The organism is Streptosporangium saharense, from assembly GCF_014203715.1.
Taxonomy (GTDB): domain Bacteria; phylum Actinomycetota; class Actinomycetes; order Streptosporangiales; family Streptosporangiaceae; genus Streptosporangium; species Streptosporangium saharense.
Map to the genome: position 1 here is coordinate 278,020 of NZ_JACHJP010000009.1, position 25,068 is coordinate 303,087.

Consider the following 25,068-nt stretch of genomic DNA (forward strand, 5'->3'; position numbering starts at 1 on the left):
GGCCCGGCCGACCGTGACCGACGGCCTCGACGCCGTCCATTTCTCCGGATCCTCCAACCGACATGGATGCCGCTCCCCTTTCGGAGAGGAATTCGTTTTCGTGATCGGAGCGGTGAAAGCGACCATGATGGGTCGCATAACCGCAGGTCAGTGAGGCTCTCCCGCCCCGGCCAAGGAAAGGCCGCGTACGCCCTTCGTGAAAAACGGCTCGGGGGCCGGGGGGAGAAGGTGGCGTTTTGGACGGTGGGCTTACTATCCGGTTCATGACGGTGCCGCCTGATGAACTTCGAACGGCCGACGGTTTCCCGCCGACCACGCGGGAGCGGTGGCGTGAGCTCGCGCTCGGCGTCCTGCGCAAGTCCGGGATCGAGACGGACTCACCCGAGGAGGCGCTGTCCTCCACCACCTACGACGGCGTGACCGTCGCCCCCCTCTACGACATGTCGGACCTCCCCGGCGATCCCGGCCTGCCCGGTGCGGCGCTGTACGTCAGGGGAGCCCGTCCGGCGGGCGGGTGGGACGTCAGGCAGCGGCACGAGGTGGCCGACGGGCAGGCGGTCCTGGCCGACCTGGAGAACGGGGTCACCTCGCTGTGGCTCGCGCTCGCCCCCGAGGACCTGCCGCGCGTCCTCGGCGAGGAGATCTACCTGGACCTGATCTCGGTCGTCCTGGACGCCGGGGAGCGCACCGGGGAGGCGGCGGAGGCGCTGTTCGCGCTGGCGGAGCGGCGGGGGCTCGCGCGGGGCGGCCTGACCGGCAACCTGGGGGCCGACCCGGTCCGCGACCCCGTGACCGCCGCCGAGCTGGCCGGGCGCTGCGTCGCGGACTTCCCCGGGCTGCGCGCGGTCGTGATCGACGGCACGCCGTACCACGACCTGGGGGGAAGTGACGCCGAGGAGCTCGGCTGCGCGGCGGCGGCCGGGGTGGCGGCCCTGCGGACGCTGACCGGGGCGGGCCTTTCGGCGGAGGAGGCGTTCGGGCAGTTGGAGTTCCGCTACGCGGCGACCGCCGACCAGTTCCTCACCATCGCCAAGCTCCGCGCCGCCAGGAGGGTCTGGGCGCGCGTCGCCGAGGTGTGCGGGGTGAGCGGGAACGCCGGGCAGCGCCAGCACGCGGTGACCAGTTCGGCCATGATGACGGCCCGGGACCCCTGGGTGAACATGCTCCGCACCACGCTGGCCTGTTTCGCCGCGGGCGCGGGCGGAGCGGACGCGGTGACCGTGCAGCCGTTCGACGCCTGTCTGGGGCTGCCGGACGCCTTCGCCCGCAGGATCGCCCGCAACACCCACGCGCTGCTCGTCGAGGAGGCGGGCACCGCCCGGGTGATGGACCCCGCGGGCGGGTCGTGGTACGTCGAGCGGCTCACCGAGGATCTGGCGGGCAGGGCGTGGGAGTGGTTCCAGGAGATCGAGCGCGCCGGGGGCATGGCTTCGGCCCTGGACTCCGGGCTCGTCCCCGACCGGATCGCCGCGACCTGGAGCGCGCGTTCGGACAACATCGCCCACCGCCGTGACCCGATCACCGGGGTGAGCGAGTTCCCCAACCTCGGTGAGCGCCCGGTGACCAGGCCGCCCAGACCGCGTCCCGCGATCGGCGTCCGCTACGCGCGGGAGTTCGAGGCGCTGCGCGACCTGGCGGACGCCCAGGAGGTCAGGCCCGCGGTGTTCCTTGCCGTCATCGGTCCGGTCGCCGCGCACACCGCGAGGGCCTCCTTCGCCGCCAACCTGTTCAACGCCGGGGGCGTCGCCACCCTCACCGGCCCCGTGTCGGCGGCCGGGGCCGATCCCGCCGCCATCGCCGCCGCCTTCGCCGCGAGCGGCGCGCGGATCGCCTGCCTGTGTTCGAGCGACAGACTGTACGGCGAGCACGCCGAGGCCGTGGCCGCCGCGCTGCGCGAGGCCGGGGCGGCGAAGGTGTGGCTCGCGGGTAGGGGGGACTACGCGGGAGTGGACGCCACCCTCCATGCCGGGTGTGACGCGCTCGGCGTGCTCCGCACGACCTTCGACGACCTGGAGGTGGCTCGTTGATTCCCGACTTCTCCGGAATCGGGCTGACAGGTGAGCCCGCGGCTCCCGCCGGCAAGGAAGGCCGGGACGACTGGGCGCGGGCCGTACGGCAGGCGACCGGTCAGAGCCCGGACGAGCTGGTGTGGCGGACACCGGAGGGCATCGACGTCAAGCCGCTCTACACGGCCGACGACCTGGAGGGGCTCGGCTTCCTGAGCACCTATCCGGGGGTGGCGCCATACCTGCGCGGGCCGTACCCGACGATGTACGTCAACCAGCCGTGGACGATCAGGCAGTACGCCGGGTTCTCCACCGCCGAGGAGTCCAACGCCTTCTACCGCCGCAACCTGGCCGCCGGGCAGAAGGGGTTGTCGGTCGCCTTCGACCTGGCCACCCACCGTGGCTACGACTCCGACCATCCTCGGGTCGCCGGGGACGTCGGGATGGCCGGGGTGGCGATCGACTCGATCTACGACATGCGGCAGCTCTTCGACGGCATCCCCCTCGACAGGATGAGCGTGTCGATGACCATGAACGGCGCCGTGCTGCCCGTGCTGGCGCTGTACATCGTGGCGGCCGAGGAGCAGGGGGTGGCGCCCGAGCAACTGGCCGGGACCATCCAGAACGACATCCTCAAGGAGTTCATGGTCCGCAACACCTACATCTACCCGCCCGGCCCCTCCATGCGGATCATCTCCGACATCTTCTCCTACACCAGCGAGAAGATGCCGAAGTTCAACTCCATCTCGATCTCCGGGTACCACATCCAAGAAGCCGGGGCCACCTGCGACCTGGAGCTGGCCTACACCCTGGCCGACGGCGTGGAGTATCTCCGGGCGGGCACCGCGGCCGGGCTTGACATCGACCGCTTCGCCCCACGTCTGTCCTTCTTCTGGTGCATCGGCATGAACTTCTTCATGGAGATCGCCAAACTCCGGGCCGCCCGGCTGCTGTGGGCACGCCTGGTCTCCGGCTTCGGCGCGAAGAACCCCAAGTCGCTGTCGCTGCGGACCCACTCGCAGACCTCGGGCTGGTCGCTGACCGCCCAGGACGTCTTCAACAACGTGGTGCGCACCTGTGTCGAGGCGATGGCCGCGACCCAGGGCCACACCCAGTCGCTGCACACCAACGCCCTGGACGAGGCGCTGGCGCTGCCGACCGACTTCTCCGCGCGGATCGCCCGCAACACCCAGCTCCTCCTGCAGCAGGAGTCGGGCACCTGCCGGGTGATCGACCCGTGGGGCGGCTCCTACTACGTCGAACGCCTCACCCACGAACTCGCCGACAGGGCGTGGGGGCACATCCGGGAGGTCGAAGCCGCGGGCGGCATGGCGAAAGCCATCGACCAGGGGCTGCCGAAGCTGCGCATCGAGGAGGCCGCGGCCCGCACCCAGGCCCGCATCGACTCCGGGCGCCAGCCGGTGATCGGCGTCAACAAGTACCGTCCCGACGCCGAGGAGCCCATCGAGGTCCTCAAGGTCGACAACAGCGCGGTGCGCGACCGGCAGCTCGACAAGCTCCGCAGACTGCGCCAGGAACGTGACCCGGCACGGGTCGAGCAGGCCCTTGAGGCGCTGACCAAGGGCGCCGCGGGTGACGGCAACCTGCTGGCGCTGTCCATCGAGGCGGCGCGGGCCATGGCGACGGTCGGGGAGATCTCCGAGGCGCTGGAGAAGGTCTTCGGCAGGCACGCGGCACGGGTCCAGACGATCTCCGGTGTCTACCGGCAGGAGGTGGGTTCCGGCGTGGAGGAGGTCCGTACGGCCTGCGCCGCGTTCGAGCGGTCGGAGGGGCGTCGCCCCCGCATCCTGGTCGCCAAGATGGGGCAGGACGGTCACGACCGGGGGCAGAAGGTGATCGCGACGGCCTTCGCCGACCTCGGGTTCGACGTGGACGTCGGCCCGCTGTTCCAGACACCCGAGGAGGTCGCCCGCCAGGCCGTCGAGGCCGACGTGCACGTGGTGGGGGTCTCCTCGCTGGCGGCGGGGCACCTGACGCTGGTGCCCGCGCTGCGGGAGGCGCTGGCGGAACTCGGCGCGGAGGACATCATGATCGTGGTCGGCGGGGTGATCCCCCCGGGCGACTTCGACGCGCTGCGCGCCGCGGGGGCCTCGGCGATCTTCCCGCCGGGGACCGTGATCGCCGACGCCGCCAGGGACCTGCTGACCGAACTTCGGACCAGGCTCGGCCATGACCAGGACGCTTGAGGACTACGCCCGGGGCGTCAAGGAGGGCTCCCGGGCCTGGATCGCCAGGGCCATCACGCTGGTCGAGTCGACCAGGCCCGACCACCGGGACCTGGCCCAGCGGCTGCTGGTCGAGCTGACCCCGCTGGCGGGCAGGGCACGCAGGGTGGGGGTGACCGGGGTGCCCGGCGTCGGCAAGTCCACCTTCATCGACACGCTCGGCACCCTCCTGACCGGGCGGGGGCACCGGGTCGCGGTGCTCGCCGTCGATCCCTCCTCGACCAGGACGGGCGGCAGCATCCTGGGCGACAAGACCAGGATGTCCAGGCTCGCCGCGGACCCGGCCGCCTTCATCCGCCCGTCCCCGACCTCGGGCACGCTCGGCGGGGTTGCCAAGGCGACCCGAGAGGCGATGGTCGTGGTCGAGGCGGCGGGCTACGACGTCGTGCTCGTCGAGACGGTCGGGGTCGGCCAGTCGGAGACCGCGGTCGCCGATATGGTCGACACCTTCCTGCTGCTCGCGCTGGCCAGGACCGGCGACCAGCTCCAGGGCATCAAGAAGGGCGTGCTGGAGCTGGCGGACGTGATCGCGGTCAACAAGGCCGACGGGCCGCACGAGCTGGACGCCAGGAGGGCGGCGAGGGAGCTGGCCGGGGCGCTGCGGCTGTTGCGTTCCGAGCGGACGGTTCCGGTGCTGACCTGCAGTGGCTATGAGGGCACGGGCATGGAGGAGCTGTGGCGTCAGGTCGTCGCGCACCAGGAGGCCATGGAGGCCTCGGGTGAGCTGGCCGCCCGTCGCCGCGCCCAGCAGGTCGGCTGGACCTGGGCCCTGGTGACCGAGCGCCTGCTGGCCAGGCTCCACGGGCACCCCGAGGTGGCCGCCATCGCCGGAGAGATCGAGCGGCGGGTGCAGACCGGTGACCTGACGCCCTCCCTCGCGGCCGACCGCATCCTGGACGCCTTCGGGCACCGGCCCGCGTGATGTGACCCCCGTCACGGTGAGCGACGAGCCGTGGGAACTGATTTGCGAATTCTCCCGACATTACATGAATCCTTGCTTAAGAAACTGATTCATTACAGTTATGGTAAAACGATTATCTGGTTGCCGCCTTGATCGCTCCCCGTCAATCGTGTGATACTTCGCCCAAAGGGTTTGAAAGCTGCAATAAAACCCTTTAGTCATGTGAGTGTGAGAAGGCGCATGGTGAGGCGCGGGAAGGGCACAGAGGGGCCGCTGGTCGACCGGTCCCGACTGTTTCCCGTGTGGGACTGGTCACACCGGAGTGGCCGCCGTCCCTGATTGCGCCCCACCGCCCCCGGCATCGCCGCGGGCGGCGGTCACGCTGCGTGTGTTCGCGTCATGCGAGGTGGGAGAGCGTAGCAATGTCGATCGACGCGACCGCGGGAGCATTCCAGCGGAGCAGGACCGTCCCCGTCCATCGTGCCCTTCCCAGTCTGGTGAGGGACCCGGTGAACGCCCTGGCCGAGATAGGCAGGCGGGCGAAGGGGGAGGTCGTCCGCCTTGACCTCGGTCTCTTCCGCCCCTATCTGGTCACCCATCCCGACCACGTCCAGCGGGTTCTGAGAGCCGAGTGGACCGCCTACCGCCGCGACGGCATGTTCTGGCGCCCCCTGCGCCGCATGATCGGCGCCAGCGTCCTGGGCGAGGACGAGCCGTGGGAGTCCGGCAGGAAGGTCCTGCAACCCCTCTTCACCAGGCGCTACATCGCCACCATCGCCGGGGAGATGGCGAAGGTGATCACCGACTGCGTCTCCCGTCTCGACGAGCACGCCCAGGCGGGACGGCCCGTCGACGGCATGGAGGAGATGTCCAGGATCGTGAACAGGGCCGTGATCCGGGTCCTGTTCGGCGGCCGGATCACCGTCGAGGAGGGCGAACGCCTGGCCCCCGCCTACGACACGGCCGCGACCTCGATCAACTTCCGGCTGCTCATGCCGTTCATGCCCTACTCGGTACGAGTCCCCGGCGACCGGGCCTTCATGAAGGCCGTCAAGACGGTCGACGACGTGGTGTTCCCGGTGATCCGCGAGGCGCGGGTCGAGCACGGGGAGAGCAACGACGTCATCTCCGCGCTCTGCCGGGTCGGCAGGGAGGACGGCGGCACCGAACTCGACGACCGGCAGATCCGCGACAACCTCGTCAGCGTCTACGGCGCCGCCTCCGAGTCGACGGCCATGACGCTGACCTGGCTGTGGCCGCTGCTCGACGCCCACCCCAACGTCGCGGCCAAGCTCTACGAGGAGATCGACCGGGTCGTCGGCGCGGGCCCCGTGACGCCGGAGCACCTGCCCGAGCTGCGCTACACCAACATGGTCCTGCAGGAGCTGCTGCGCCTCTACCCAGCCGGATGGATCTTCCCCAGGATGGCCGCCAGGACCACAGAACTCGGCGGGATGCGCATCAAGGCGGGCTCCCAGGTGCTGATCAGCCCCTACGCCTCCCACCGGCTCGACGAGTTCTGGGAGCGCCCGCTGGAGTTCGACCCCGAGCGCTTCGCCCCCGGCGCGCGGGACGGCGCGCACCGCTACTCCTACTTCCCCTTCGGCGGCGGCCCGCACCAGTGCCTGGGCAAGCACCTGTTCTACGTCGAGGCGCCCCTCATCGTGGCCGCCGTGCTGAGCCGCTTCCGCCCCGAGGTCGCCGCCGGGCCGTACACCCCCTTCCCCGCGGCCTCGCTGCGTCCCAGGGAGAAAGTGATGATGAACCTCGTCCCGCTCAGGCACGCGCCCGGCGCGGCGGCGTGACCGGCGTGGACACCGTTTCCGTACGGCCCCCGGCCGTGGAGTGCGGGACGATCTGCGCCGTCGCGGGACGGGCGCAGCGGGACATGCGCGGATGGGCCGAGGAGTATCCCGGCCTCTTCTCCGCCAAGCCGTTCGACGCGGCCCTCTACAGCACCCTGTCGCTGGCCATGGCCTTCAGCGGGCCCTGGTTCGGCGCCGAGCAGCTACGCATGGCCAACAAGGTCTGCCTGTGGGCCTTCGGCCTCGACTGGCTCGTCGACTACGTCGCGACCTCCCCCGAGGAGGTGGACGGCATCGTGGGCCGCTGCCTGAAGGTCGCCGAGGGCGCCGAACCCGAAGAGGGCGACGACCTCACCCTGATGCTCGCCGGAATCCGCGACGAACTGGCCGCCGCGCCCGCCTTCGGGGTGCTCGGCCCGCTCTGGCACCGGGAGCTGCGGGGAATGCTGGAGGCGATGCTGCGCGAGGCCCACTGGAAGGCGGACAGGGTCACCCCCACCTTCGAGGAGTATCTCGGCAACGCCGACAACCTCGGCTTCTCCTTCGCCTTCGCCTCCCACTGGCTCCACACCGCGGGCTCTGGCGAGGGACTCGACGGGATCCTCGACGAGGTCGCGGAGGCGTCGAGGTCGGTGCAGCGGGTGATCCGCCTCATCAACGACCTGGGCACCTACGAACGCGACGTGACATGGGGCGACCTCAACGCCCTGCTGCTGGGACCCGACCGGGCCGAGGTCGAACGGCGGGTCGCCGAGCTGGCCGCGCGCAGCCGCGAGCTGATCGCCCCGCTGCGGGACAGGGCCCCGGAGGTCGCGGGCTACCTGGAGCGGCAGATGGACTTCTGCGCGGGCTTCTACCAGGTCACCGACTACTGGGGTGCGCTGTGACCCTCGACCACCTGCTGGCCTCCGGCACCGTACGGCGGGCCCACGAGCTCAGCACGCTCGGCGGCGACGTGGGCGCGGCGGCGGCCGAACTGGTCGCGAGCCTGTCGGCCGAGCCGTGGGGCCAGGTCTCCGTCTCCGTCTACGAGACGGGTCGCCTGGTGAGCCTCGCCCCCTGGCTGACGGGCCACGCCGCCCGTGTGGAGTTCCTGCTCGCCGCCCAGCGTCCCGACGGCGGCTGGGGGGCTCCCGGCGGCTACGCGCTGGTGCCCACCCTCAGCGCGGTCGAGGCGCTGGCCGCCGAACGCGGGCGCGGGACCTCCCACGCGCCCCTGGCCGTCGGCGGGTCCGTACGGCGCGGCCTGGCCGCGCTGCGCCGCTGGGCGGATGCCCCCTCCGGCGCCGGTGAGAGCCGCGACGGCCGTCACGGCGGTCCGTACGTCCCCTACGACCTGCGGGAACTCCCCGACATGCCGGCGGTCGAACTGATCGTGCCCGACCTGGTCGCCCGCCTCAACGATCACCTGGCGGCCCTGGGGGAGGGGGAGCCGCTCGCGCTTCCCCGGGGCATGGACGGCGCGAAGCTGACGCTGGTCCGGACCAGGCTCGCCTCCGGCGCCGCGATTCCGCAGAAGATGCTGCACGCCCTTGAGGTCGCCGCCGACGCGGCGACGGGGGCGCCGGGAGTCGTCCCCACCCTCCTCCAGGAGGGAGGCGACGCCGCGGTCGGCGCCTCGCCCGCCGCGTGCGCGGCCTGGCTCGGCGGCTCCGGCGCGGACTCGCCCGTGCGGCGCTACCTGAACAGGGCCGTGGACCACTACGGAGGGCCCGTGCCCTGCGCCACCCCGGTGACGGCCTTCGAACGGGGCTGGACGCTGAGCTGGCTGCGGCGCGCGGGCGTCCCGGTGAGCGTGCCGGGGGAACTGGTCACCGGACTGGACGCCGCGATCGGCCCCGGCGGTGTCGCGGCCGGTCCGGGACTGCCGCCGGACGCCGACACCACCTCCGTCGGCCTGTACACGCTGGCCCTGCTGCGCGTGCCCAGGGAGCCCGACGCCCTGTGGGCCTACGAGACCGAGACCCACTTCTGCACCTGGCAGGGGGAGGAGGGCGCCTCGCCGACGGTCAACGCGCACGTGCTCGACGCCTTCGGCGAGTACCTCCGCCTCGTGGGCGCGGGAGCGGAGAACGCGCGTTACACGGCGGCGACGGGCAAGCTGTCGGCCTGGCTGCGCGACCGCCAACTCCCCGAAGGAAGCTGGCGGGACCGCTGGCACGTCTCGCCGTACTACGCGACGGCCTGCTGTGCCCTGGCCCTCGGCGAGTACGGCGGAGCGGAGTCGGCGCCGGCCGTGCGCGCCGCCGTACGGTGGCTGCTGGAGACCCAGCGTGAGGACGGCTCGTGGGGTCACTGGGCGGGGACGGCGGAGGAGACCGCCTACGCCCTGCAGACCCTGCTGCTGACGGCCTCTGTCTCGTCCGCTGCCTCGTCCGTCGAGGAGGAGCGTCGCGTGCGGGCCGTACGGCACGGGCATCGCAGGCTGCTCGCCATGGTGACCGGCGGGGGCGAACCGCTTGAGGGGCCCGCCCTCTGGCACGACAAGGACCTTTACTACCCGGCGGCGATCGTCAGGGCCGCGGTCCTCGGGGCCCTTCACCTGGCCCGCCGCCATGGCCGGTGACCAGCAGTGACATACCGGTCACGACTGGTCGATCCGGTTCGTATATCCCTGACAGCGGACGGTAACCGAAATTCAATGCAGAATTTTGATCTGCGAAAAGGACAGACGGCCACATCTGGTCAATGTTGCCTTGAGTGTAATTGGCGATATTGCTAAGGTTCTCCGGGTGCCATGCCGGATGCCGTCGTCCGGCGCAATGTGGCATCTATTCATTCACACGCATTAATCGTCGTGAATAGATAATGTGACTTTCTCTCACTTTTGCCGGGATGGGTGCTATGCGCTTGCGCAATGCGCGTTTGCGGACCAAGGTCACGGCACTACTGGTGTCACTTATCGCGCTGTGGGCCTTCACCGCGTGGGTCACCGTACGTGAGGGACTCAACATGCTGGGCGTGGCCAGGCTCGACGCCGGCGTCGCCGAGCCGAGCGAGAAGCTGCTGGTCGAGCTGCAGAACGAGCGCAGGCTCAGCCTGATCTACCTCGGAACCCCGGGCGGCTCCGCCCGTCAGCAGCGCGAGACCCTCAGCGCCCAGCGCAGGCGCACCGAGGACGCGGCGGCCAACTTCAAGACCCTCGCCCAGGGCGGCGACGTGCAGCTGCTCGGCGGCGACGCCCTCAACCGGCGCATCACGGAGACCATCCAGAAGCTCGACGGCCTGCGGGAGGGCCGCAAGTCCATCGACGCGGGCTCGCTCGACCGGCTCAAGGCCGCCGACGTCTACACCGAGGTCCTGGACTCCCTCTACCGGATCTACGACTCCATGGCGACGCTCGACGACGCCGGGATCGCCAAGGACACCCGGACGATCATCGAGCTGAGCCGGGCCAGGGACGTGCTCTCCCTTGAGGACGCCATCGCCTCGGGAGGACTGGCGTCGGGCCGCCTGACCGACGCCGAGCGCGCCCTGTTCGCGCAGACCGTCGGCACCCGCCGCTTTCTCCTGCAGGACGCCGTCGCCGAGCTGCCCGCCGCCGACCGGGCCCTGTGCGAGCGGCTGATCGCCGGTGAGTCCTTCACCCGCATGCGCGCCATGGAGGAGCAGCTCATGCGGGGCGGCGCACCCGCCCCCACCGAGCCCGTCGACGCCAGGCAGTGGGCCGCCTCGGCCCAGCCCGTGCTGACCAAGCTCCAGGAGGTGGTGCTGGTCGCGGGTGACGGTGTCGTCGAACGGGCCACCCCCGTCGCCACCGGCGTGATCGTACGGCTCTCGCTGGCGGGCGGCCTCGGCCTGCTGGCCGTCATCGCCTCGATCATCCTGTCCATCACCACCGCGCGGGCCCTGGTTCAGCAGCTCGACAAGCTCAGGATCGCCGCCTGGGAACTGGCCAACGAACGGCTGCCCTCGGTGGTCGAGCGCATCGGCCACGGCGAGGACGTGGACATCGCGGCGGAGGCGCCGCCGCTGGAGTTCGGCAACGACCAGATCGGCCACGTCGGCCAGGCCTTCAACGCCGTGCAGCGCACCGCCGTCAAGGTCGCCGCCGAGCAGGCGCAGCTCCGGCGCGACATCGCCGACATCCTGCGCAACCTGGCCCGCCGCACCCAGTCGCTGGTCCACCGGCAACTGAGCGTCCTGGACGTCATGGAGCGGCGGGAGGACGACCCGCAGGAGCTGCGCGACCTGTTCCGCCTCGACCACCTGGCGACCCGCATGCGGAGATACGCCGAGAACCTCCTGGTGCTGTCCGGGGCCGCCCCCGGCCGCGCCTGGCGCGACTCGGTGCCGATGATCGACGTGGTCCGCGGCGCGCTCGCCGAGATCGAGGACTACACCCGGGTCGACGTGCTGCCGCTGGGCGAGGTCTCGCTGGACGGCCGGGCCGTCGGCGACGTCATCCACCTGGTCGCCGAACTGGTCGAGAACGCGGCCTCCTTCTCCCCGCCCTACACCACGGTCCAGGTCAGCGGATACCCCGTGGCCCACGGGCACGCCCTGGAGATCGAGGACCGGGGCCTGGGCATGAGCCAGGAGGACATCGACGCCGCCAACGAGCGGATCGCCAACCCGCCGGAGCTCAAGCTGTCGGGCAACGCCCGCCTCGGGCTCTACGTGGTCAGCCGCCTGGCCGAACGGCACGAGATCCGGGTGACGTTCAAGGCCTCGCCGTACGGTGGCACGACCGTGGTGGTCCTGCTGCCGCAGGAACTGATCACGGAGCGGACGGAGCGGGAGCCGGAGCCCGAGCCCGCCGTCGCCGTGCCGCAGCCCCGCACGGTCGCCGCCGAGGGCCAGGTCCTGCCGTACACGACGATTCACCCGGCGTCCCCGGCTGTGTCTCCGGCTGTGTCCCCAGCCGGGCTCCCGGCGATGCCCCGGGGGCCGCGCGAGCGGGGTCCCGACCCGCTGGCGAGCCACGGCGGCGGCCAGAGCGGTGGCGCGGGACCGGTGCCGGGCGCCCAGGGCGTGCCGGGTATGCCAGGCGTTCCTGGTATGCCGGAGGTGCCGCCCGCCGTACGGCGCGAGGCGCGGCCCGCCACGCACAGGAGAGTCCCGGGAGCGACGCAGGAGCCCCAGGTGGGCGAGGGGGGCCCCGGCTCCGCGCTGCCCCCGGTCCTGCCTCCCCCCGACACCAGCCACACGCCCGGCGGCCTGCCGCGGCGCGTGCCGCAGACGCACCTCGCGGCACCGCTGCAGGAGGAGGAACCCGCGACGCGGGAACCGGGCACCGACGACGCGGACGAGCGTTCACCGGAGATGATCCGCGCGGCCATGGCGTCCTTCCAGGACGGCACCCGCAGGGGACGTTCGGACGCGGCACACCTGCTCGACAAGGAGGATGACCGCGCCGACGGGGGCGGATCCCGCGCGTGAGCCCCGGGACGATCCCGGCTCACCCGCGCCGATCCGGCGCAGACGGGCCACCAGAGACACACGATCGAACGCCCACCGGCAGAAAGAGGACTACGAGTGGTGCAGGGAACAGGATCTTTCACCGACCTGGCATGGTTGCTGGACGATCTCATCGAGCGGGTCGGGGAGGCCGAACACGGCATCGTCTTCTCCACCGACGGTCTGTTGCTGGCGACCTCGGCGGAGTTCGACCGGTCGGACGCCGAGCACCTGGCCGCCGTCGGATCGGCGATCCAGAGCCTCGGCAAGGGCGTCAGCGACCGGGTCAACGGCGGTTCGGTACGCCAGACCATCATCGAGATGCGCTCGGCCTACCTGATCGTGACCGCCGCCGGGCAGGGCGCCTGCCTGGCGGTGCTCTGCACGAACGAGGCCGACGTCGGGCTGGTGGCCTACGAGATGGCCATGCTCGTCGCGCGGGTCGGTCAGTACCTCGTCTCGCCCGCCAGAACGGCGGAGCCGGTCAAGGACGACGTACCGAGATGACCGGTCCCTTCGACGAGCTGCCCGACACGGAGTGGGTCGGCGACGAGGCCGGGGCGATCGTCCGGCCGTACGTCCTGACCCGCGGCAGGACCGAACCGGCCAGCGGCAGATTCGACCTCGTCACGCTGGCGGTGACCGTCAGGTCCGTGCCGCACCGGGACTCCGGCCTCGACCCCGAGTGCCTGACCATCGTGCGGCTTTGCCAGCAGCCGCAGTCGGTGGCGGAGGTCGCCGCGCACACCAACCTTCCGGCGGGCACCGTCCGTGTCCTGCTGGGTGACCTGCTCGACCAGGGCTACATCGCCCTGCAAGAGCCGCATTCGGAGACCGACATGCACGACGAGAGGCTGTACAGGGCGGTGCTCGATGGACTCCGTGCGCTCTAGCCGCGACGCGGGCCGGATCAAGCTGCCCAAGGCGATCAAGATCCTGGTCGCGGGAGGCTTCGGCGCCGGGAAGACGACGCTGGTCGGCGCCGTCTCCGAGATAGCGCCGCTGAGCACCGAGGAGACCCTGACCAACAGGGGCGTCGGCATCGACGACCTGTCGGGCGTCGAGAGCAAGCGGACGACCACGGTCGCCATGGACTTCGGCCGCATCACGATCGGCGACGCCTACCGGCTCTACCTCTTCGGCACCCCGGGCCAGGAACGCTTCTGGTTCCTGTGGGACGAGCTCGCGCTCGGCGCGCTCGGCGCCGTCGTCATCGCCGACACCCGCAGGCTGGCCGACTGCTTCCCCTCCCTCGACTACTTCGAGCGGCGCCAGACGCCCTTCATCGTCGCGGTCAACTGCTTCGACGGTGCCCGCCGCTACGACCTTGAGGAGGTACGGCTCGGCCTCACCCTCCACGAGGACATCCCGATCGTGATGTGCGACGCCAGGCAGCGGGAGTCGGGCAAGGAAGTGCTGATCGCCCTGGTCGAGCACGCGATGAGGACACGTCTCGGCGCGACGGTCGGGGGCGACCCGCCCTCCCCATGAGCGGCCCCGGCGGCCCCGGTCGCTAGTGTGGCCTGCGTGGTTCACCGAACGCGGGCCGTCGCGGCCGTCCTGGCGGTCCTGCTGACCGGCCTGCTGGCAGGCGTCACCGGGTGCGGCGCCGGGGGCGCCGTCTACAACTTCGGCACGGTCGTGCACGGGGCCGCGGGGAAGACCGTGGAGGTCGGCCTCACCCCCGGCAGGCGCTTCTCCCTCGCCGTCACCGAGGGGACGGGTGGCTGGCGGCTCGCGGCCCTGCCGGACGCGAAGGTCGCCTCCTTCATCAGCGAGGAGCACCGGACGGAGGACGGGCACGAAACCCGATATTTCGTGTTCAACGCCAAATATCCCGGCACCGCCACCGTCACCCTCCTCGCCTGCGCCGACTGCGCGGACGAAGGACAGGGACGGGCGACCTTCAGGATCACCGTCACCTGACCTGGTGGCAGGCTGGGGGGCATGAATCGCTTGTCTGAGGTCGATCTCTCCCAGAGGCTCTCCAAGAAGGAGGCCACGGAACGGCTCGACGCCGCCCTCGAACGGCTGCTGCGGCTGAGACTCCTGCTGGGCGGACAGATCGGCGAGCGCCGTATCGGCCCGCCGCTGTGCGTGGTCTTCGAGGGCTGGGACGCCTCGGGCAAGGGCGGGGCCATCAAACGCCTCGTGCGCCCCCTCGACCCCCGGCACGTCCGGGTCGCCCAGTTCGCGGCGCCGACCTACGACGAGAAACGGCACCACTTCCTGTGGCGGTTCTGGCCGGTGCTGCCCGGCTGGGGCGGGATGACCGTGCTCGACCGCTCCTGGTACGGGCGGGTGCTGGTCGAACGGGTCGAGGGATTCGCCAGCGAGGAGCAGTGGTCGCGGGCCTACGACGAGATCGTGGAGTTCGAGCGGACCCTCGCCGCCGAGGGCATGATCATGGTCAAGTTCTGGATGCACGTCTCCCCCGAGGAGCAGCTGCGGCGCTTCGAGGACAGGGCGGGCGACCCGCTGCGGGTCTGGAAGCTGACCGACGAAGACTGGCGCAACCGCGACAAACGCCCGCAGTACGAGGCCGCCGTCGAGGAGATGCTCGCCCGCACCGACCAGCCCCAGGCCCCCTGGCACGTCGTCCCCGGCGACGACAAACGCCTGGCCCGCGTCGTGGTCGCGGAGACGGTCTGCGCCGCGATAGAGAAAGGGCTGTGCTGATTGCGACGCCTTCGGCGTCGCGGGCTTGGGCTGTGCTTGCTTTGCGGCGCCTGGCGGCGCCGCAGGGCTTGGGCGCCTGAAGTCGGTGACTTCCCTCGTCGCTCCTCCGCTTCGCTCCGTCGCTCCTCAGTCCAGCTCACCGACGCGCCCAAGCCGGAAACTCCTCACGCACGGCACCGGTAAAGCACAAGCGAAACTCTTCACTCTGGGGTGGTTACAGATCCAGGTCTGAGGGGGCGAAGCGGTCGCGGAGGAAGCGGCCGTGGTCTCTCAGGGCCTGTTCGTCGCCTCTGTGTACGGCCTGGGCCACCTCGCCCAGTTTGGTCTCCAGCAGGCCGAGCTGGGCGAGCAGTTCCTCGTGGGCGCTGCGCTCGCGCTCCGAGCGGCGGGTCAGCGCGTAGGAGCGGGGCAGGTTGGCGTAGGCCTCCAGGCTGGAGGGCAGGTAGTCGCGGACCGTCTGGGAGACGACGTGCAGGTGGTCGGGGGAGGTGGTCAGCGCCTCCGCCCTGCCCAGGATGCCGCCGAGCACCTCGGCCAGGGCGTTCACCCTGGACCGCACGTCCTCGGGGAAGCGCGAGGAGTCCCGCACCTTGCGCAGCAGCGCGTCGAGGTCGGTCCTGAGCAGGCCCGCCTCGACCTCGGCGTGCGTGACGGCCAGCCTGATCCGCTCCGGCGGGGCGAGCAGTGCGCCGACGCCGTACAGACCGGCGACGACCAGCGGCCAGAACGCGCCCGCCAGGCCGAGCAGGTGGGCGCCGAGACCGGCCAGGGCCAGGACGCACCCGGCGATGTTCCTGGTCGAGCCGAGATACCTCAGCACCCGGTCACTGGTAGCCACGGATCTCCTTGAAGGCCGCGGCCAGCGACCCGCCCCGGGCGTCGAAGACGGCGCCGCCGGTCAGCGTGGCGATCTGCCTCATCTCCTCGACGTCGCTGTCGCCGAACAGCACCACGAACGTCCTGGTCCGCCGCTGGCCCTCGGGAAGGGCCCGGTAGAAGGCGGCGAAGTCGTCGTAGGAGATGCCGTCGGTGTTCTCGCCGTCGGTCATCAGCACCACCGAGGTGTAACGCCCGTCGTTTGCCGTCGCCGCCGCCTGCTGGTAGGCGGTGCGCAGCCCCTCGAAGATCGCCGTCCCGCCCTCGGTCCGCAGGCCCTGCGCGTAGGCCCTGATCTCGTCGAGGACCGGCCTGGGGTTGCCCTCGGGCAGGGTGAACGACCTCGGCTGCCCGACCGAGCCGCTGAACGGGATCATGATCACGTTCTCCCGGTCGCGGAAGCGGGAGAACGTGCCGGAGGCCGAGGTGTCGGCGCCGGTCAGGGTGACCAGCGCCCGGCGCAGGTTCTCGATCCTGTCGCCCTGCATCGAGCCCGAGGTGTCCAGCACGAACAGGGCACGGGAGGGGACGCGCGCCTCGTCGAGGTAGGCGGTGATCAGCCCGTCGGCGGTGCTCCTGCGGTTGGGGAAGGGCAGTTCGAGCAGCGGCGCGGTGCCGAACTCCGGTCCGGGCCGCACCTCGGGTACGGCGGGCCGCCTGTGGGTCGTGGTCATGATCCGCCGCTGCGTGTCCGGGGTGCGCAGCCAGGCGGTCAGCCTGCCGTACAGCTCACGCTTGTCCGTGGTGGCCGAGGCCAGCAGGGTCAGTGGGTAGTCGGCGGTGACCACCCCGTCGCTGGGGTAGACCAGGCTCAGTCCCTTGACGCCGAGCAGCACCGACTCGTAGTTCACCAGGCCGTCGACCCCGCCGTCCCTGGCGTAGGCCTCGGCCAGCCAGCCCGAGGAGCCCGAGGTCAGCCGCTGGGCGGAGAAGAACTCCTTCAGCCTGGGCGTGACCGCCGTGACCTGCTCGGGGCTCAAAGCCTCCCCGGCGTCGGACAGCGCCGCCGCCACCCCGACAAGAGCGGAGAAACCGGAGTTGGACGAGGCGGGGTTGCTCATGCCGAAGGTGAAGCGCCCCTGGCGGGCGGCGTTCGCGATCTGCTCCCAGCTGACCGGTTTGCCCTCCCAGCCGAGCTCCTTCACCTTGGCCGTCCTGAGACCGAGCAGCACGGGGGAGGACATGATCTTGGTCTCGGTGGACAGACGGCCCTTGGCGCCGTCGATCAGCGACAGGTAGCGGTTCGAGGAGAACCAGATCGCGTCGTAGGAGCCGTCGGCGTCGCCCCTGGCCACCTGCTCGGCGCCGTCCAGGGTGCCGGTGTAGGAGATCCGCACCTTCACCCCCGACTGCCGCAGCATCGGTTCGAGGTCCTTGACCTCGCTCCCGGCCAGCACCCTGAGCACGTCCGGCCCGTCCTCGACCGGGTCCCCGGAGCCCCCGGCGCCGGTCGAGCAGGCAGCCAGCGCGGTGGTCACGCCGACGAGGGCGAGTGCCGCCGCGAGCCGGGCCGTACGGCGGCTCACGAGGGGGTCCTCTCGGCGCGTTCGAGGTAGGTCCTGGCGTGCGCCAGCTCGGTGTTGAGGCTCTCCACGGTGGTCGCCATGCTCTCCACGGCCTGTGACCTGAAGCCGTCGATCATGTCCATGGTCGCGTAGACGTTGTCGAAGGCCCTGCGCAGCGCGTCCATGTCCACGACCGTCGAGGCCGCCTGGTTCTGGATGGCCCCCGCCTGGGTGCGCAGCATCTCGCTGGTCGCCAGGATCAGGTCGCTGGTCGTCGCGTTGAGCGCGGTGATCTGGTCGAGCACCAGCTTCTGGTTGGTCAGCGCCTGGGCGACGGTCACCGCGGTGCGCAGCGCGGCGACCGTCGTGGTCGTCGCGCGGTCGACGCCCTTGCTGAGCTCCAGGTTGTTCTTGCGGACCAGTTCGAGGGCCAGGTAACCCTGAACGGAGACCGCGAGCTGGGTGAGGATGTCCTGGTGGCGCTGCCGTACGGTGAACAGGGCGTCGGAGCGCAGCGCGGTCGCCTTCTCCGGGTCGGCGGCGTCCAGGGTGAGCAGGCGGTCCTCGATCTCCCGGTCGAGCGTGGCGGCCATCACGGCGTACTCCTGCAGGCGGGTCATCGCCTCCCACAGGTTGGCCTTCTCGCCCTCGATCGCGGCGTTGTCCTTCAGCAGCTCGTCCTGGCCGGACTTCAGCGCCCTGATGATGTCGTCCAGGTGCTTCTGAGCCGAGCGGTACCTCGCGAAGTAGTCACGCAGCCGGTCGCCGAACGGGATGAGCCCGAGCAGCCTGCGCGTGCCGCTCGCCGCCTGCCTGGGGTCGAGGTCCACCACGGTACGGCGCAGCGCCACCAGTTGGCCGGCCACCCGGCCCTGGGCGTCGGCGCTCTCGCCCTTCGCCGAGGCCAGGGCGGTCACCGGGCGCTTGAGCATCCGGTTGGCCACCTGGGAGGCGGAGCGGATCTCGCCGTCGCCCATGGAGGAGATGTCGTGCACCTTGCGGGTGAAGTCCGGCGCCCTGTGGTCGAGCGCGGTCAGCTCCTCGGCGAAGCGCCGCGCCTTGGCGGCGAGTTCGTCGGCGCGGCCCTCCGCCAGGGGCAGCATGGTCGCCGCCGCCGACGGGGAGACGGCGGTGACCGGGGCGGGGGGTGTGAGGACCAGGTCGTTCTCGGTCACCTTCAGCGCACTCCTCTCGGGCTCTCCTGCTGCGGTACGGCTCCGCTGGCGTACAGCCGGTCGATGTTCGAGATGAGCCCCTCCAGGTGCTCGTAGGTGGGAGGTTCGACCACGTCGACCAGGTCGCGTGCCGCCGGAGCCCCATGCTTGGCGACCAGGCCGTTGAAGGCCGCGGGGTCGGCGGTGCGGAAGCCGTACCGGGCGGCCAGGTTCCGCAGTTCGGGGTCCTCGGTCAGCAGCTGCCCGACCTTCGAGCCGTCCGCGGTGAGGGGCACCAGCGTGTGCTTGCTCAGCACGGTCGGCGACGGGTAGAGCAGCCGCATCCCGGGTTTGATCGAGCCGTCCCCCGCGAAGACGCGGGAGAGGTACTGGGCCTCGTAGATCATGACCATCGGCGTCTTGCCGGACCCCATCACCAGGTAGTCGTCGAAGGGGGCCTCGGAGGAGGCCTGGGAGTAGCCCTGGTCGAGGAAGATCGGCGCCACGGACCTGGCGACCTTGGTGACCTGCCCGGTGTTGTTGACCACGTCCTCGCCGTTGGCGACGTAGCTGGTGATGGCGAGATACATGGCGGCGGAGTTGGAGGTCCTGACGTCGGTCGTGGTCAGCAGCACCCGCTTGCGCGCCGGGTAGGCGGTGTTGCCGGGGAGTTTGTCCCACCGAGTGCCCTTGGCGGCCAGGTCGAGATACTTGGCGACGTCGAACACCTGGTAGCCCCGGCCCGAGTCGCGCACCAGGCCCGCCCCGGTCAGCAGGTCGGCGATCGGCTGGAAGGTCGCGATGGCCATGGGGGAGTAGAAGGGGGAGAAGACGGTGGCGACCCCGCGGTCCTTCCTGATCTTCTCGGCGGCGGGGAGACTCGAAGGAAAGGCGAACGCGTAGCCGTCGAGTTTGACCTCGGTCGCGATCTGCCGTGACCCCGCGGTGTCCACCTCGACCCGCAGTCCGTGTTTGGCGAACGCCGCGCGGACCAGGGGGTCGTCGAAGAAGGGCTTCTTCTCGGAACCGATCACCCCGCGCACCGCGACCGGCCCGCCACCTGCGCCTTCGCCGTTTCTGTTGCCCAGGACGACGGCCACCACGACCACGGCGCCGAGCAGCAGCGCGAGGGCGACACCGATCGACCGTTTCATTCCACCCCATTTCTGGAAATAGCATCTCCTGTTGGAATTATGTGAGGAGGGGAAACGGGCGCGCGCCGGATGCCGGGGTATGCATGAGAATTAAGGAGCCATTCATTCTTTCGTCATCTGGAAAGGGCGGCCATGCGACTGAGGTCACGGCTGGGCACGCTGGACCGGCGGGTGTTCACGGCGGTCGCGGGCGCCAGGCTCCCCGGCCTCGAACGGCTCATGCCGGGCCTGTCGCGGGCGGCCGACCACTCGCTGCTGTGGGCGGGGGTCGCCGGGGGGTGCGCGCTCAGCGGGCACGTGTCGCTGCGCCGCGCGGCCACCCGGGGGATGATCGCCATCGGCGTGGCCAGCCCGACGGTGAACCTGGTCTGCAAGCGCCTTTTCGGCCGGTCGAGGCCCTCCCTGGACGGCTTCCCGCTGGCCCGGCTGATCAGGGTGCCCACCTCGACGTCGTTCCCGTCGGGGCACGCGGCCTCCGCCGCCGCCTTCGCCACCGCCGTGGCGATGGAGGCGCCGCTGCTCGTCACCGCCCCCGTCGCGCTGCTCGCCGCGGCGGTCTGCTTCTCGCGCGTCTACACCGGCGTGCACTACCCGGGCGACGTGTTCGCGGGGGCCGGGATCGGGATGGCGGCCGGGGTGCTGACCGGGCGGCTGTGGCCCGTCCGACATGGGGAGTACATCAGGGAAACGGCTCCAGGAACCGTTATAAACCCGGCGGAGGATGACTGATCGGGTTTTTCACGTTTGACGGGTCGTGACAGGCCCGGCGATAGTGGGGCAGGTGACTGCCCCCCGACTGATCTCCTGCGCCGTGGTCACCACGTTGGCCCTGAGCGCCTGCACCACAGCCGGTTCGAACGACCCCGTCGTCGGCGGCCCGACCGCGGGCGGTGTGGTCGGGCAGGGATCCGCCCCCGTCGTGGGATCGGACCCGGCCACCGCGCCGACGGTCGTCGAGCTGACGGCCGAGGCCTACCGCGCCGAGCTGGACAGGGCACGCGGCCCGATCAGAGACGCGATAAAGAAGCTGAACGACACCGGAGGCAAGGGCCTCGACGACAGGCTCGGACGGACGGTCTCCGCGATGGAGAGCGCCGTCTCGGGGCTGGAGGTGCTCGTCCCGCCGTCCTCGGTCAAGGTCCAGCACGGCAACTACGTGGGCGCGCTCAGAAGCCTCACGAGCGCGCTGTCCGACGCCAAGGAGGACGTCGCGGCGCAGGACGTGTGCACCGGGCCCGCCGTGCTGACGGGGGCCGACGAGATCGGCCGCGTCTCACCGGTGCGCGACAGCGCGCGGGCGCTGGCCAGCCTCGGCGACTACCCGGCCGACGTCGTCTCCGTGAAGATCAGCGGTGAGCGGTCGCGACGCCTGGGCAACGGCTCCTTCATCTCCTCGGAGAGCCGCCCGGGACGCGCCTACCTCGAACTGAAGAACGGCAACAACCGGGACGCGGTCGTCGTGCTCACGCGCGGCAAGAAGAAGGTGATCAGCGTCTACGTCCGCAAGAAGTCGACGTTCAAGGTCAGGGGGGTGCGGGACGGCACGTACAAGGTCTACTACACCCTCGGCGTCGACTGGGACTCCAGGGCCCGCGCCTTCAGCCGCTCGTGCACCTTCGAGCAGTTCGGCAAGTCCGTCAGGTTCAGGACGACCAGAACCTGGTCGCAGATCCGCTGGACCAACTGGACGCTGACCCTAAACGCCGTCGTCGGCGGCACCGTACGGCCCAAGCACATCAAGCCGAACGAGTTCCCCAGCTAACGACGAAAGGACCGCGGTCTCCGTCGCGAGACCGCGGTCCTTTCGTTCGGACGTGTCAGCTGGAGAAGAGCATGCCCACCCAGCTGCGGCGGTGGTGGCCGTAGTGGCCGCCGTGGTGCGGCGCGCCCCAGCCAGGAGCCCCGTGGTGCATCGGGGGCGGCGGAGGCGGCGGGGGAGCGGCGTGGTACTGGTTCTCGAACCGGGTCAGCGTCTCCAGCTCGCCGTAGTCCAGGAAGATGCCGCGACAACTGTCGCACTGGTCGATGTGGACACCGTTGCGCTCATAGGTGCGCATGTTGCCCCGACACTTCGGGCACTGCATCTGGCCGATCTCCTTGTCCTGGGGTTGCGTTTGGCGTAACCACAACCTACTGCGTGGGCACACTATGGCAGGCGGTTCGGAACTGGACAATCCTCTGGCAGGTCTCGACGAGCGCCTCCTCGACCTCGTCCAGCGCCCGCCCCTCCCGCTCGGCCGTGGACAGCGCCGCCGCGGCGAGCTGCACGGTCGTCGCCTGCGCGGGGAGGTTCAGCCGCTCCCAGGGGTCGCCCACCCCCGTCGCGGATCCACCCGCCGCCCGGTAGGCGTCCAGGAACCGGTGCCAGACGGCGGGGTCGAGCAGCCCCGCGGCGAACCAGGCGGCGGGCCTGGCCAGGTCCCAGGCCTGGTCGCCGACGCCCAGGTCGTCCACGTCGATGAGGATCCACCCGTCGCCGGTCCTGACGAGCTGGCCCATGTGCCAGTCGCCGTGGGTGAGCCCGGCCGGTCCCGGGACGTCCTCAAGGTCGGGCAGGCAGGCCAGGGCGCCGCGGACGGCCCGCGCGGCGGCAGACGGGTTGCCCCGCAGCCTGGCGGCCATGGCGACGACCTTCCCCGGCCCTCCCGCCGCGGGCGGTGGCGGCACCCGCCCGGCCGGTACGGCGTGCAGCCGGGCCAGCAGCCGCGCGGCCTCCTCCCACGGCGCCGCGTCGGGGTCGGCCGGATCGACCGGGGTCCCCGCGGGCCACACGGTGACCAGCCTGCCGCCGATCGTCACGACCTCCTCGGTCAGGGGTTCGAGCATGATCCCGCGCAGCGCCGGGTGCGCCACGGTCCGCATCCGCCGCTCCAGCGGCTCCCGGGGGGCGCCGGGGGCGTGCGCCTTCACCACGACGTCCCCGGCCCGCACGATGAGCACGTCGGGCCTGGTCGGCACGACCTCGGCGGGGGCGGTGCCGTACCGGGCGGCGAGGTCGCGGATCCCGGCCATGAGATCGTCGCGGGGGCTGTCACAGTGGGGGGCACGGTGGGGGTCGCTGTCGCTCACCCGGCAAGTGAACCACCGATCGGGGCCCGCGTAGTGTGCTGAATATGAGGATCGGATTCGCGGTGCCCCTCTCCGGGGCCTGGGCGTCACCGGCCAACATGGTGCGGATCGCCCGCAGAGCCGAGGAGCTCGGCTATCACGAGGTGTGGACCTTCCAGCGGCTGCTGTACCCGCGGGGGCACGCGATGGGTCCCGTCTACCGCAGCGTGCACGACCCGGTGGTGACGCTGGCCTACCTGGCCGGGGTGACCGAGCGGGTACGGCTCGGCGTCGCGGTGCTCAACATGCCCTTCGCCTCGCCGCCGCTGCTGGCCAAGCAGCTCGCCAGCCTGCAGGCGGTCTCCGGGGGGCGGCTGGACGTCGGCCTCGGGCTCGGCTGGATGCCGGAGGAGTTCACGGCCTCCGGGGTGTCCTTCGAGCGGCGGGGACGGCGCGCCGAGGAGTACGTCCGCCTGCTGCGGCGGCTGTGGTCGGAGGAGACGGTAGAGCACCGGGGCGAGTTCTACGAGCTGCCGCCCGTGCACCAGGACCCCAAGCCGCCCACGCAGCCGCCCATCCTGCTCGGCGGCAGCGCCGAGGTCGCGCTGCGGCGGGCCGGACGGCTCGCGGACGGCTGGATCAGTTCGAGCCGCGAGGACCTGGGCCGCATCGACGAACGAATCTACATTGTAAAGGAGGCGGCTCGCGTCGCGGGCCGGGACACCGACGCGCTGCGCTTCGTCACCCGGGGAGTCACCCAGGTCAGACCGGCGGGAGCCGCCGGGCGCGCCCCGCTGACCGGCTCGTTCGAGGAGATCCGCCAGGACGTGGCCGAGCTCGGCGCCAAGGGCGTCACCGACGTCTTCCATGACCTGAACTTCGACCCGGAGATCGGCTCGCCTGAGGCCGACCCCCGCGAGTCGATGCGCAGGGCCGAGGCCGCGCTGGAGGCCCTCGCGCCCTGACCCGGTGTTGGGTTGGATGGGGGGATGAGGGAACGGGAGATCGCGGACCGGCTGGAGATCGGCGACCTGCTCGCCAGATACGCCCACATCCTGGACCGCGGCGACTGGGCGCGCCTCGACCTCGTGTTCACCGCCGACGCGGTGATCGACTACACCGCGGTCGGCGGTGTCAGGGGCGACCGCGAGGAGGCCAGGCGGTGGCTGGCCGAGACGCTGTCGCCCTGGCCGGGACGCCACCACCTGATCGGCCTGCCGGTCGTCAGGTTCGAGGGCGACGAGGCCGAGGTCACCGCCCCCTACACCGGAACGCTCATCCCCCGGGGGAGCGCGGGGCTCGTCCGAGGCGGCGGCTGGCTCCACCACCGCATGGTCCGCACGCCGTACGGCTGGCGCAGCGGGGAACTGGTCGAGGAGCGGGCGTGGCGGGTGCCGGACTGACGGGGGCGGGCGGCATGCGCCGTATGCCGGACCTGTCATCCTTGATTGCGTGATGTCGTATCTATCGGGCCGTAACACGGGGGAACGGTGAAAGAAAGCAAGCCGATCGAGTGCTGGCTGTCGGACATGGACGGGGTCCTCGTCCACGAGGGCCACCCCGTCCCCGGCGCGGACGAGTTCGTCCGCCGCCTGCACCAGTCGGGCAGGCGTTTCCTCGTGCTCACGAACAACTCCATCTACACCCCCCGCGACCTGTCCGTACGGCTGCGCGCCGTCGGCCTGGAGATCCCCCCGGAGTCGATCTGGACCTCCGCGCTGGCCACGGCACGGTTCCTGGACACCCAGCGCCCCGGCGGGTCGGCCTACGTGATCGGTGAGGCGGGGCTGACCACCGCCCTGCACGAGGCCGGTTACGTGCTGACCGACATCGACCCCGACTACGTGGTGCTCGGCGAGACCCGCACCTACAGCTTCACCCAGATCACCAGGGCCATCCGGCTCATCGAGGCCGGTGCCCGCTTCATCGCGACCAACCCCGACCCGGTCGGCCCGTCGAGCGAGGGCTCGCTGCCCGCGTGCGGCGCGGTCGCGGCGATGATCACCAAGGCGACCGGCGTGCAGCCGTACTTCGTGGGCAAGCCCAACCCGATGATGATGCGCAGCGCGCTGCGGGCCATCGAGGGCCACAGCGAGACCACGGCCATGATCGGCGACCGGATGGACACCGACATCGTCTCCGGCATGGAGGCCGGGCTGCACACGATCCTGGTGCTCACCGGCGTCACGACGAAGGACGAGATCGAGCGCTACCCCTTCCGTCCGTCCCAGGTGGCCAACTCGGTCGCCGACCTGATCGACCTGATCGACGCCGACGTCTGACACGTCCCCCTG

The 25,068-nt window shown here is 71.1% G+C and carries 23 protein-coding genes; 17 read left to right on the top strand and 6 right to left on the bottom strand.

Going from position 1 to position 25,068, the window contains the following annotated elements:
* Positions 1-263 precede the first annotated feature (263 nt).
* From FHS44_RS32085 to FHS44_RS32140, 12 genes are all read left to right on the top strand, one after another.
* On the top strand, positions 264-2,027 hold the full coding sequence (locus FHS44_RS32085) for a methylmalonyl-CoA mutase subunit beta (RefSeq protein WP_184721556.1): 1,764 nt from the start codon (positions 264-266) through the stop codon (positions 2,025-2,027).
* Complete coding sequence (scpA, locus tag FHS44_RS32090; RefSeq protein ID WP_184721558.1) at positions 2,024-4,213, top strand: methylmalonyl-CoA mutase; 2,190 nt, start codon at positions 2,024-2,026, stop codon at positions 4,211-4,213. The genes FHS44_RS32085 and scpA overlap by 4 nt, the downstream gene beginning before the upstream one ends.
* Positions 4,197-5,174, top strand: coding sequence for a methylmalonyl Co-A mutase-associated GTPase MeaB (meaB, locus tag FHS44_RS32095; RefSeq protein ID WP_184721560.1), 978 nt, complete (start codon positions 4,197-4,199; stop codon positions 5,172-5,174). Before scpA ends, meaB begins: the two co-directional genes overlap by 17 nt.
* A gap of 401 nt (positions 5,175-5,575) precedes the next feature.
* The gene (locus FHS44_RS32100; protein WP_184721567.1) at positions 5,576-6,958 is read left to right on the top strand and encodes a cytochrome P450; all 1,383 of its coding nucleotides are present in this window, start codon (positions 5,576-5,578) and stop codon (positions 6,956-6,958) included.
* A 5-nt stretch (positions 6,959-6,963) separates the two neighbouring features.
* Entirely contained in the window at positions 6,964-7,845 is an 882-nt protein-coding gene (locus tag FHS44_RS32105; protein WP_312863893.1) for a terpene synthase family protein, read from the top strand.
* Complete coding sequence (locus FHS44_RS32110) at positions 7,842-9,524, top strand: prenyltransferase/squalene oxidase repeat-containing protein (protein ID WP_312863894.1); 1,683 nt, start codon at positions 7,842-7,844, stop codon at positions 9,522-9,524. The genes FHS44_RS32105 and FHS44_RS32110 overlap by 4 nt, the downstream gene beginning before the upstream one ends.
* Positions 9,525-9,850: 326 nt before the next feature.
* Positions 9,851-12,340 carry a sensor histidine kinase gene (locus tag FHS44_RS32115; RefSeq protein WP_312863895.1) on the top strand — a complete coding sequence of 830 codons (2,490 nt, stop codon included), beginning with the start codon at positions 9,851-9,853 and terminating at the stop codon, positions 12,338-12,340.
* 96 nt (positions 12,341-12,436) lie between these two features.
* Positions 12,437-12,865 (top strand): roadblock/LC7 domain-containing protein, encoded by a 429-nt coding sequence (locus FHS44_RS32120; protein WP_184721571.1) that lies wholly within the window; start codon positions 12,437-12,439, stop codon positions 12,863-12,865.
* On the top strand, positions 12,862-13,251 hold the full coding sequence (locus tag FHS44_RS32125; RefSeq protein ID WP_184721573.1) for a DUF742 domain-containing protein: 390 nt from the start codon (positions 12,862-12,864) through the stop codon (positions 13,249-13,251). Before FHS44_RS32120 ends, FHS44_RS32125 begins: the two co-directional genes overlap by 4 nt.
* The gene (locus FHS44_RS32130) at positions 13,232-13,849 is read left to right on the top strand and encodes a GTP-binding protein (RefSeq protein WP_184721575.1); all 618 of its coding nucleotides are present in this window, start codon (positions 13,232-13,234) and stop codon (positions 13,847-13,849) included. The genes FHS44_RS32125 and FHS44_RS32130 overlap by 20 nt, the downstream gene beginning before the upstream one ends.
* Positions 13,850-13,885: 36 nt before the next feature.
* Positions 13,886-14,284, top strand: coding sequence for a hypothetical protein (locus FHS44_RS32135; protein WP_184721577.1), 399 nt, complete (start codon positions 13,886-13,888; stop codon positions 14,282-14,284).
* A 21-nt stretch (positions 14,285-14,305) separates the two neighbouring features.
* Positions 14,306-15,037, top strand: coding sequence for a polyphosphate kinase 2 family protein (locus FHS44_RS32140; protein WP_184721579.1), 732 nt, complete (start codon positions 14,306-14,308; stop codon positions 15,035-15,037).
* Between the two features lie 214 nt (positions 15,038-15,251).
* On the opposite strand, the gene FHS44_RS32145 is transcribed toward FHS44_RS32140, so the two are convergent.
* Genes FHS44_RS32145 through FHS44_RS32160 form a run of 4 tightly spaced genes read right to left on the bottom strand, consistent with a single transcriptional unit; the run spans position 15,252 to position 19,726 of the window.
* Positions 15,252-15,875, bottom strand: a complete 624-nt coding sequence (locus FHS44_RS32145; protein ID WP_184721581.1) for a hypothetical protein — start codon at positions 15,873-15,875, stop codon at positions 15,252-15,254.
* A complete protein-coding gene (locus tag FHS44_RS32150) occupies positions 15,862-17,439 on the bottom strand; it encodes a VWA domain-containing protein (RefSeq protein ID WP_184721583.1) in 1,578 nt (525 codons plus the stop codon). The genes FHS44_RS32145 and FHS44_RS32150 overlap by 14 nt, the downstream gene beginning before the upstream one ends.
* Positions 17,436-18,593, bottom strand: coding sequence for a toxic anion resistance protein (locus FHS44_RS32155; protein ID WP_184721585.1), 1,158 nt, complete (start codon positions 18,591-18,593; stop codon positions 17,436-17,438). The genes FHS44_RS32150 and FHS44_RS32155 overlap by 4 nt, the downstream gene beginning before the upstream one ends.
* A 2-nt stretch (positions 18,594-18,595) precedes the next feature.
* Entirely contained in the window at positions 18,596-19,726 is a 1,131-nt protein-coding gene (locus FHS44_RS32160) for a hypothetical protein (RefSeq protein ID WP_184721587.1), read from the bottom strand.
* 132 nt (positions 19,727-19,858) lie between these two features.
* Between FHS44_RS32160 and FHS44_RS32165 the strand changes: the two genes are divergently transcribed.
* Entirely contained in the window at positions 19,859-20,455 is a 597-nt protein-coding gene (locus FHS44_RS32165) for a phosphatase PAP2 family protein (RefSeq protein WP_184721589.1), read from the top strand.
* 52 nt (positions 20,456-20,507) lie between these two features.
* Entirely contained in the window at positions 20,508-21,488 is a 981-nt protein-coding gene (locus FHS44_RS32170) for a hypothetical protein (protein WP_184721591.1), read from the top strand.
* A 55-nt stretch (positions 21,489-21,543) separates the two neighbouring features.
* On the opposite strand, the gene FHS44_RS32175 is transcribed toward FHS44_RS32170, so the two are convergent.
* Both FHS44_RS32175 and FHS44_RS32180 read right to left on the bottom strand, forming a co-directional pair.
* Entirely contained in the window at positions 21,544-21,810 is a 267-nt protein-coding gene (locus FHS44_RS32175) for a TFIIB-type zinc ribbon-containing protein (protein WP_184721593.1), read from the bottom strand.
* A 46-nt stretch (positions 21,811-21,856) separates the two neighbouring features.
* Positions 21,857-22,795 (bottom strand): phosphotransferase, encoded by a 939-nt coding sequence (locus FHS44_RS32180; RefSeq protein WP_312863896.1) that lies wholly within the window; start codon positions 22,793-22,795, stop codon positions 21,857-21,859.
* A gap of 44 nt (positions 22,796-22,839) precedes the next feature.
* Between FHS44_RS32180 and FHS44_RS32185 the strand changes: the two genes are divergently transcribed.
* From FHS44_RS32185 to FHS44_RS32195, 3 genes are all read left to right on the top strand, one after another.
* On the top strand, positions 22,840-23,739 hold the full coding sequence (locus tag FHS44_RS32185; protein ID WP_184721595.1) for a TIGR03619 family F420-dependent LLM class oxidoreductase: 900 nt from the start codon (positions 22,840-22,842) through the stop codon (positions 23,737-23,739).
* 24 nt (positions 23,740-23,763) lie between these two features.
* On the top strand, positions 23,764-24,177 hold the full coding sequence (locus FHS44_RS32190) for a nuclear transport factor 2 family protein (protein WP_184721597.1): 414 nt from the start codon (positions 23,764-23,766) through the stop codon (positions 24,175-24,177).
* A gap of 126 nt (positions 24,178-24,303) precedes the next feature.
* Entirely contained in the window at positions 24,304-25,056 is a 753-nt protein-coding gene (locus FHS44_RS32195; RefSeq protein WP_221461566.1) for an HAD-IIA family hydrolase, read from the top strand.
* The last annotated feature ends 12 nt before the right edge of the window (positions 25,057-25,068 follow it).

Coding starts and splice junctions, on each gene's coding strand:
- FHS44_RS32125 (WP_184721573.1), top strand. CDS start 12,862: ATGACCGGTCCCTTCGACGAGCTGCCCGACACGGAGTGGGTCGGCGAC.
- FHS44_RS32185 (WP_184721595.1), top strand. CDS start 22,840: ATGAGGATCGGATTCGCGGTGCCCCTCTCCGGGGCCTGGGCGTCACCG.
- FHS44_RS32140 (WP_184721579.1), top strand. CDS start 14,306: ATGAATCGCTTGTCTGAGGTCGATCTCTCCCAGAGGCTCTCCAAGAAG.
- FHS44_RS32100 (WP_184721567.1), top strand. CDS start 5,576: ATGTCGATCGACGCGACCGCGGGAGCATTCCAGCGGAGCAGGACCGTC.
- meaB (WP_184721560.1), top strand. CDS start 4,197: ATGACCAGGACGCTTGAGGACTACGCCCGGGGCGTCAAGGAGGGCTCC.
- FHS44_RS32085 (WP_184721556.1), top strand. CDS start 264: ATGACGGTGCCGCCTGATGAACTTCGAACGGCCGACGGTTTCCCGCCG.
- FHS44_RS32195 (WP_221461566.1), top strand. CDS start 24,304: ATGGACGGGGTCCTCGTCCACGAGGGCCACCCCGTCCCCGGCGCGGAC.
- FHS44_RS32190 (WP_184721597.1), top strand. CDS start 23,764: ATGAGGGAACGGGAGATCGCGGACCGGCTGGAGATCGGCGACCTGCTC.
- FHS44_RS32165 (WP_184721589.1), top strand. CDS start 19,859: ATGCGACTGAGGTCACGGCTGGGCACGCTGGACCGGCGGGTGTTCACG.
- FHS44_RS32160 (WP_184721587.1), bottom strand. CDS start 19,726: ATGAAACGGTCGATCGGTGTCGCCCTCGCGCTGCTGCTCGGCGCCGTG.
- FHS44_RS32130 (WP_184721575.1), top strand. CDS start 13,232: ATGGACTCCGTGCGCTCTAGCCGCGACGCGGGCCGGATCAAGCTGCCC.
- FHS44_RS32175 (WP_184721593.1), bottom strand. CDS start 21,810: ATGCAGTGCCCGAAGTGTCGGGGCAACATGCGCACCTATGAGCGCAAC.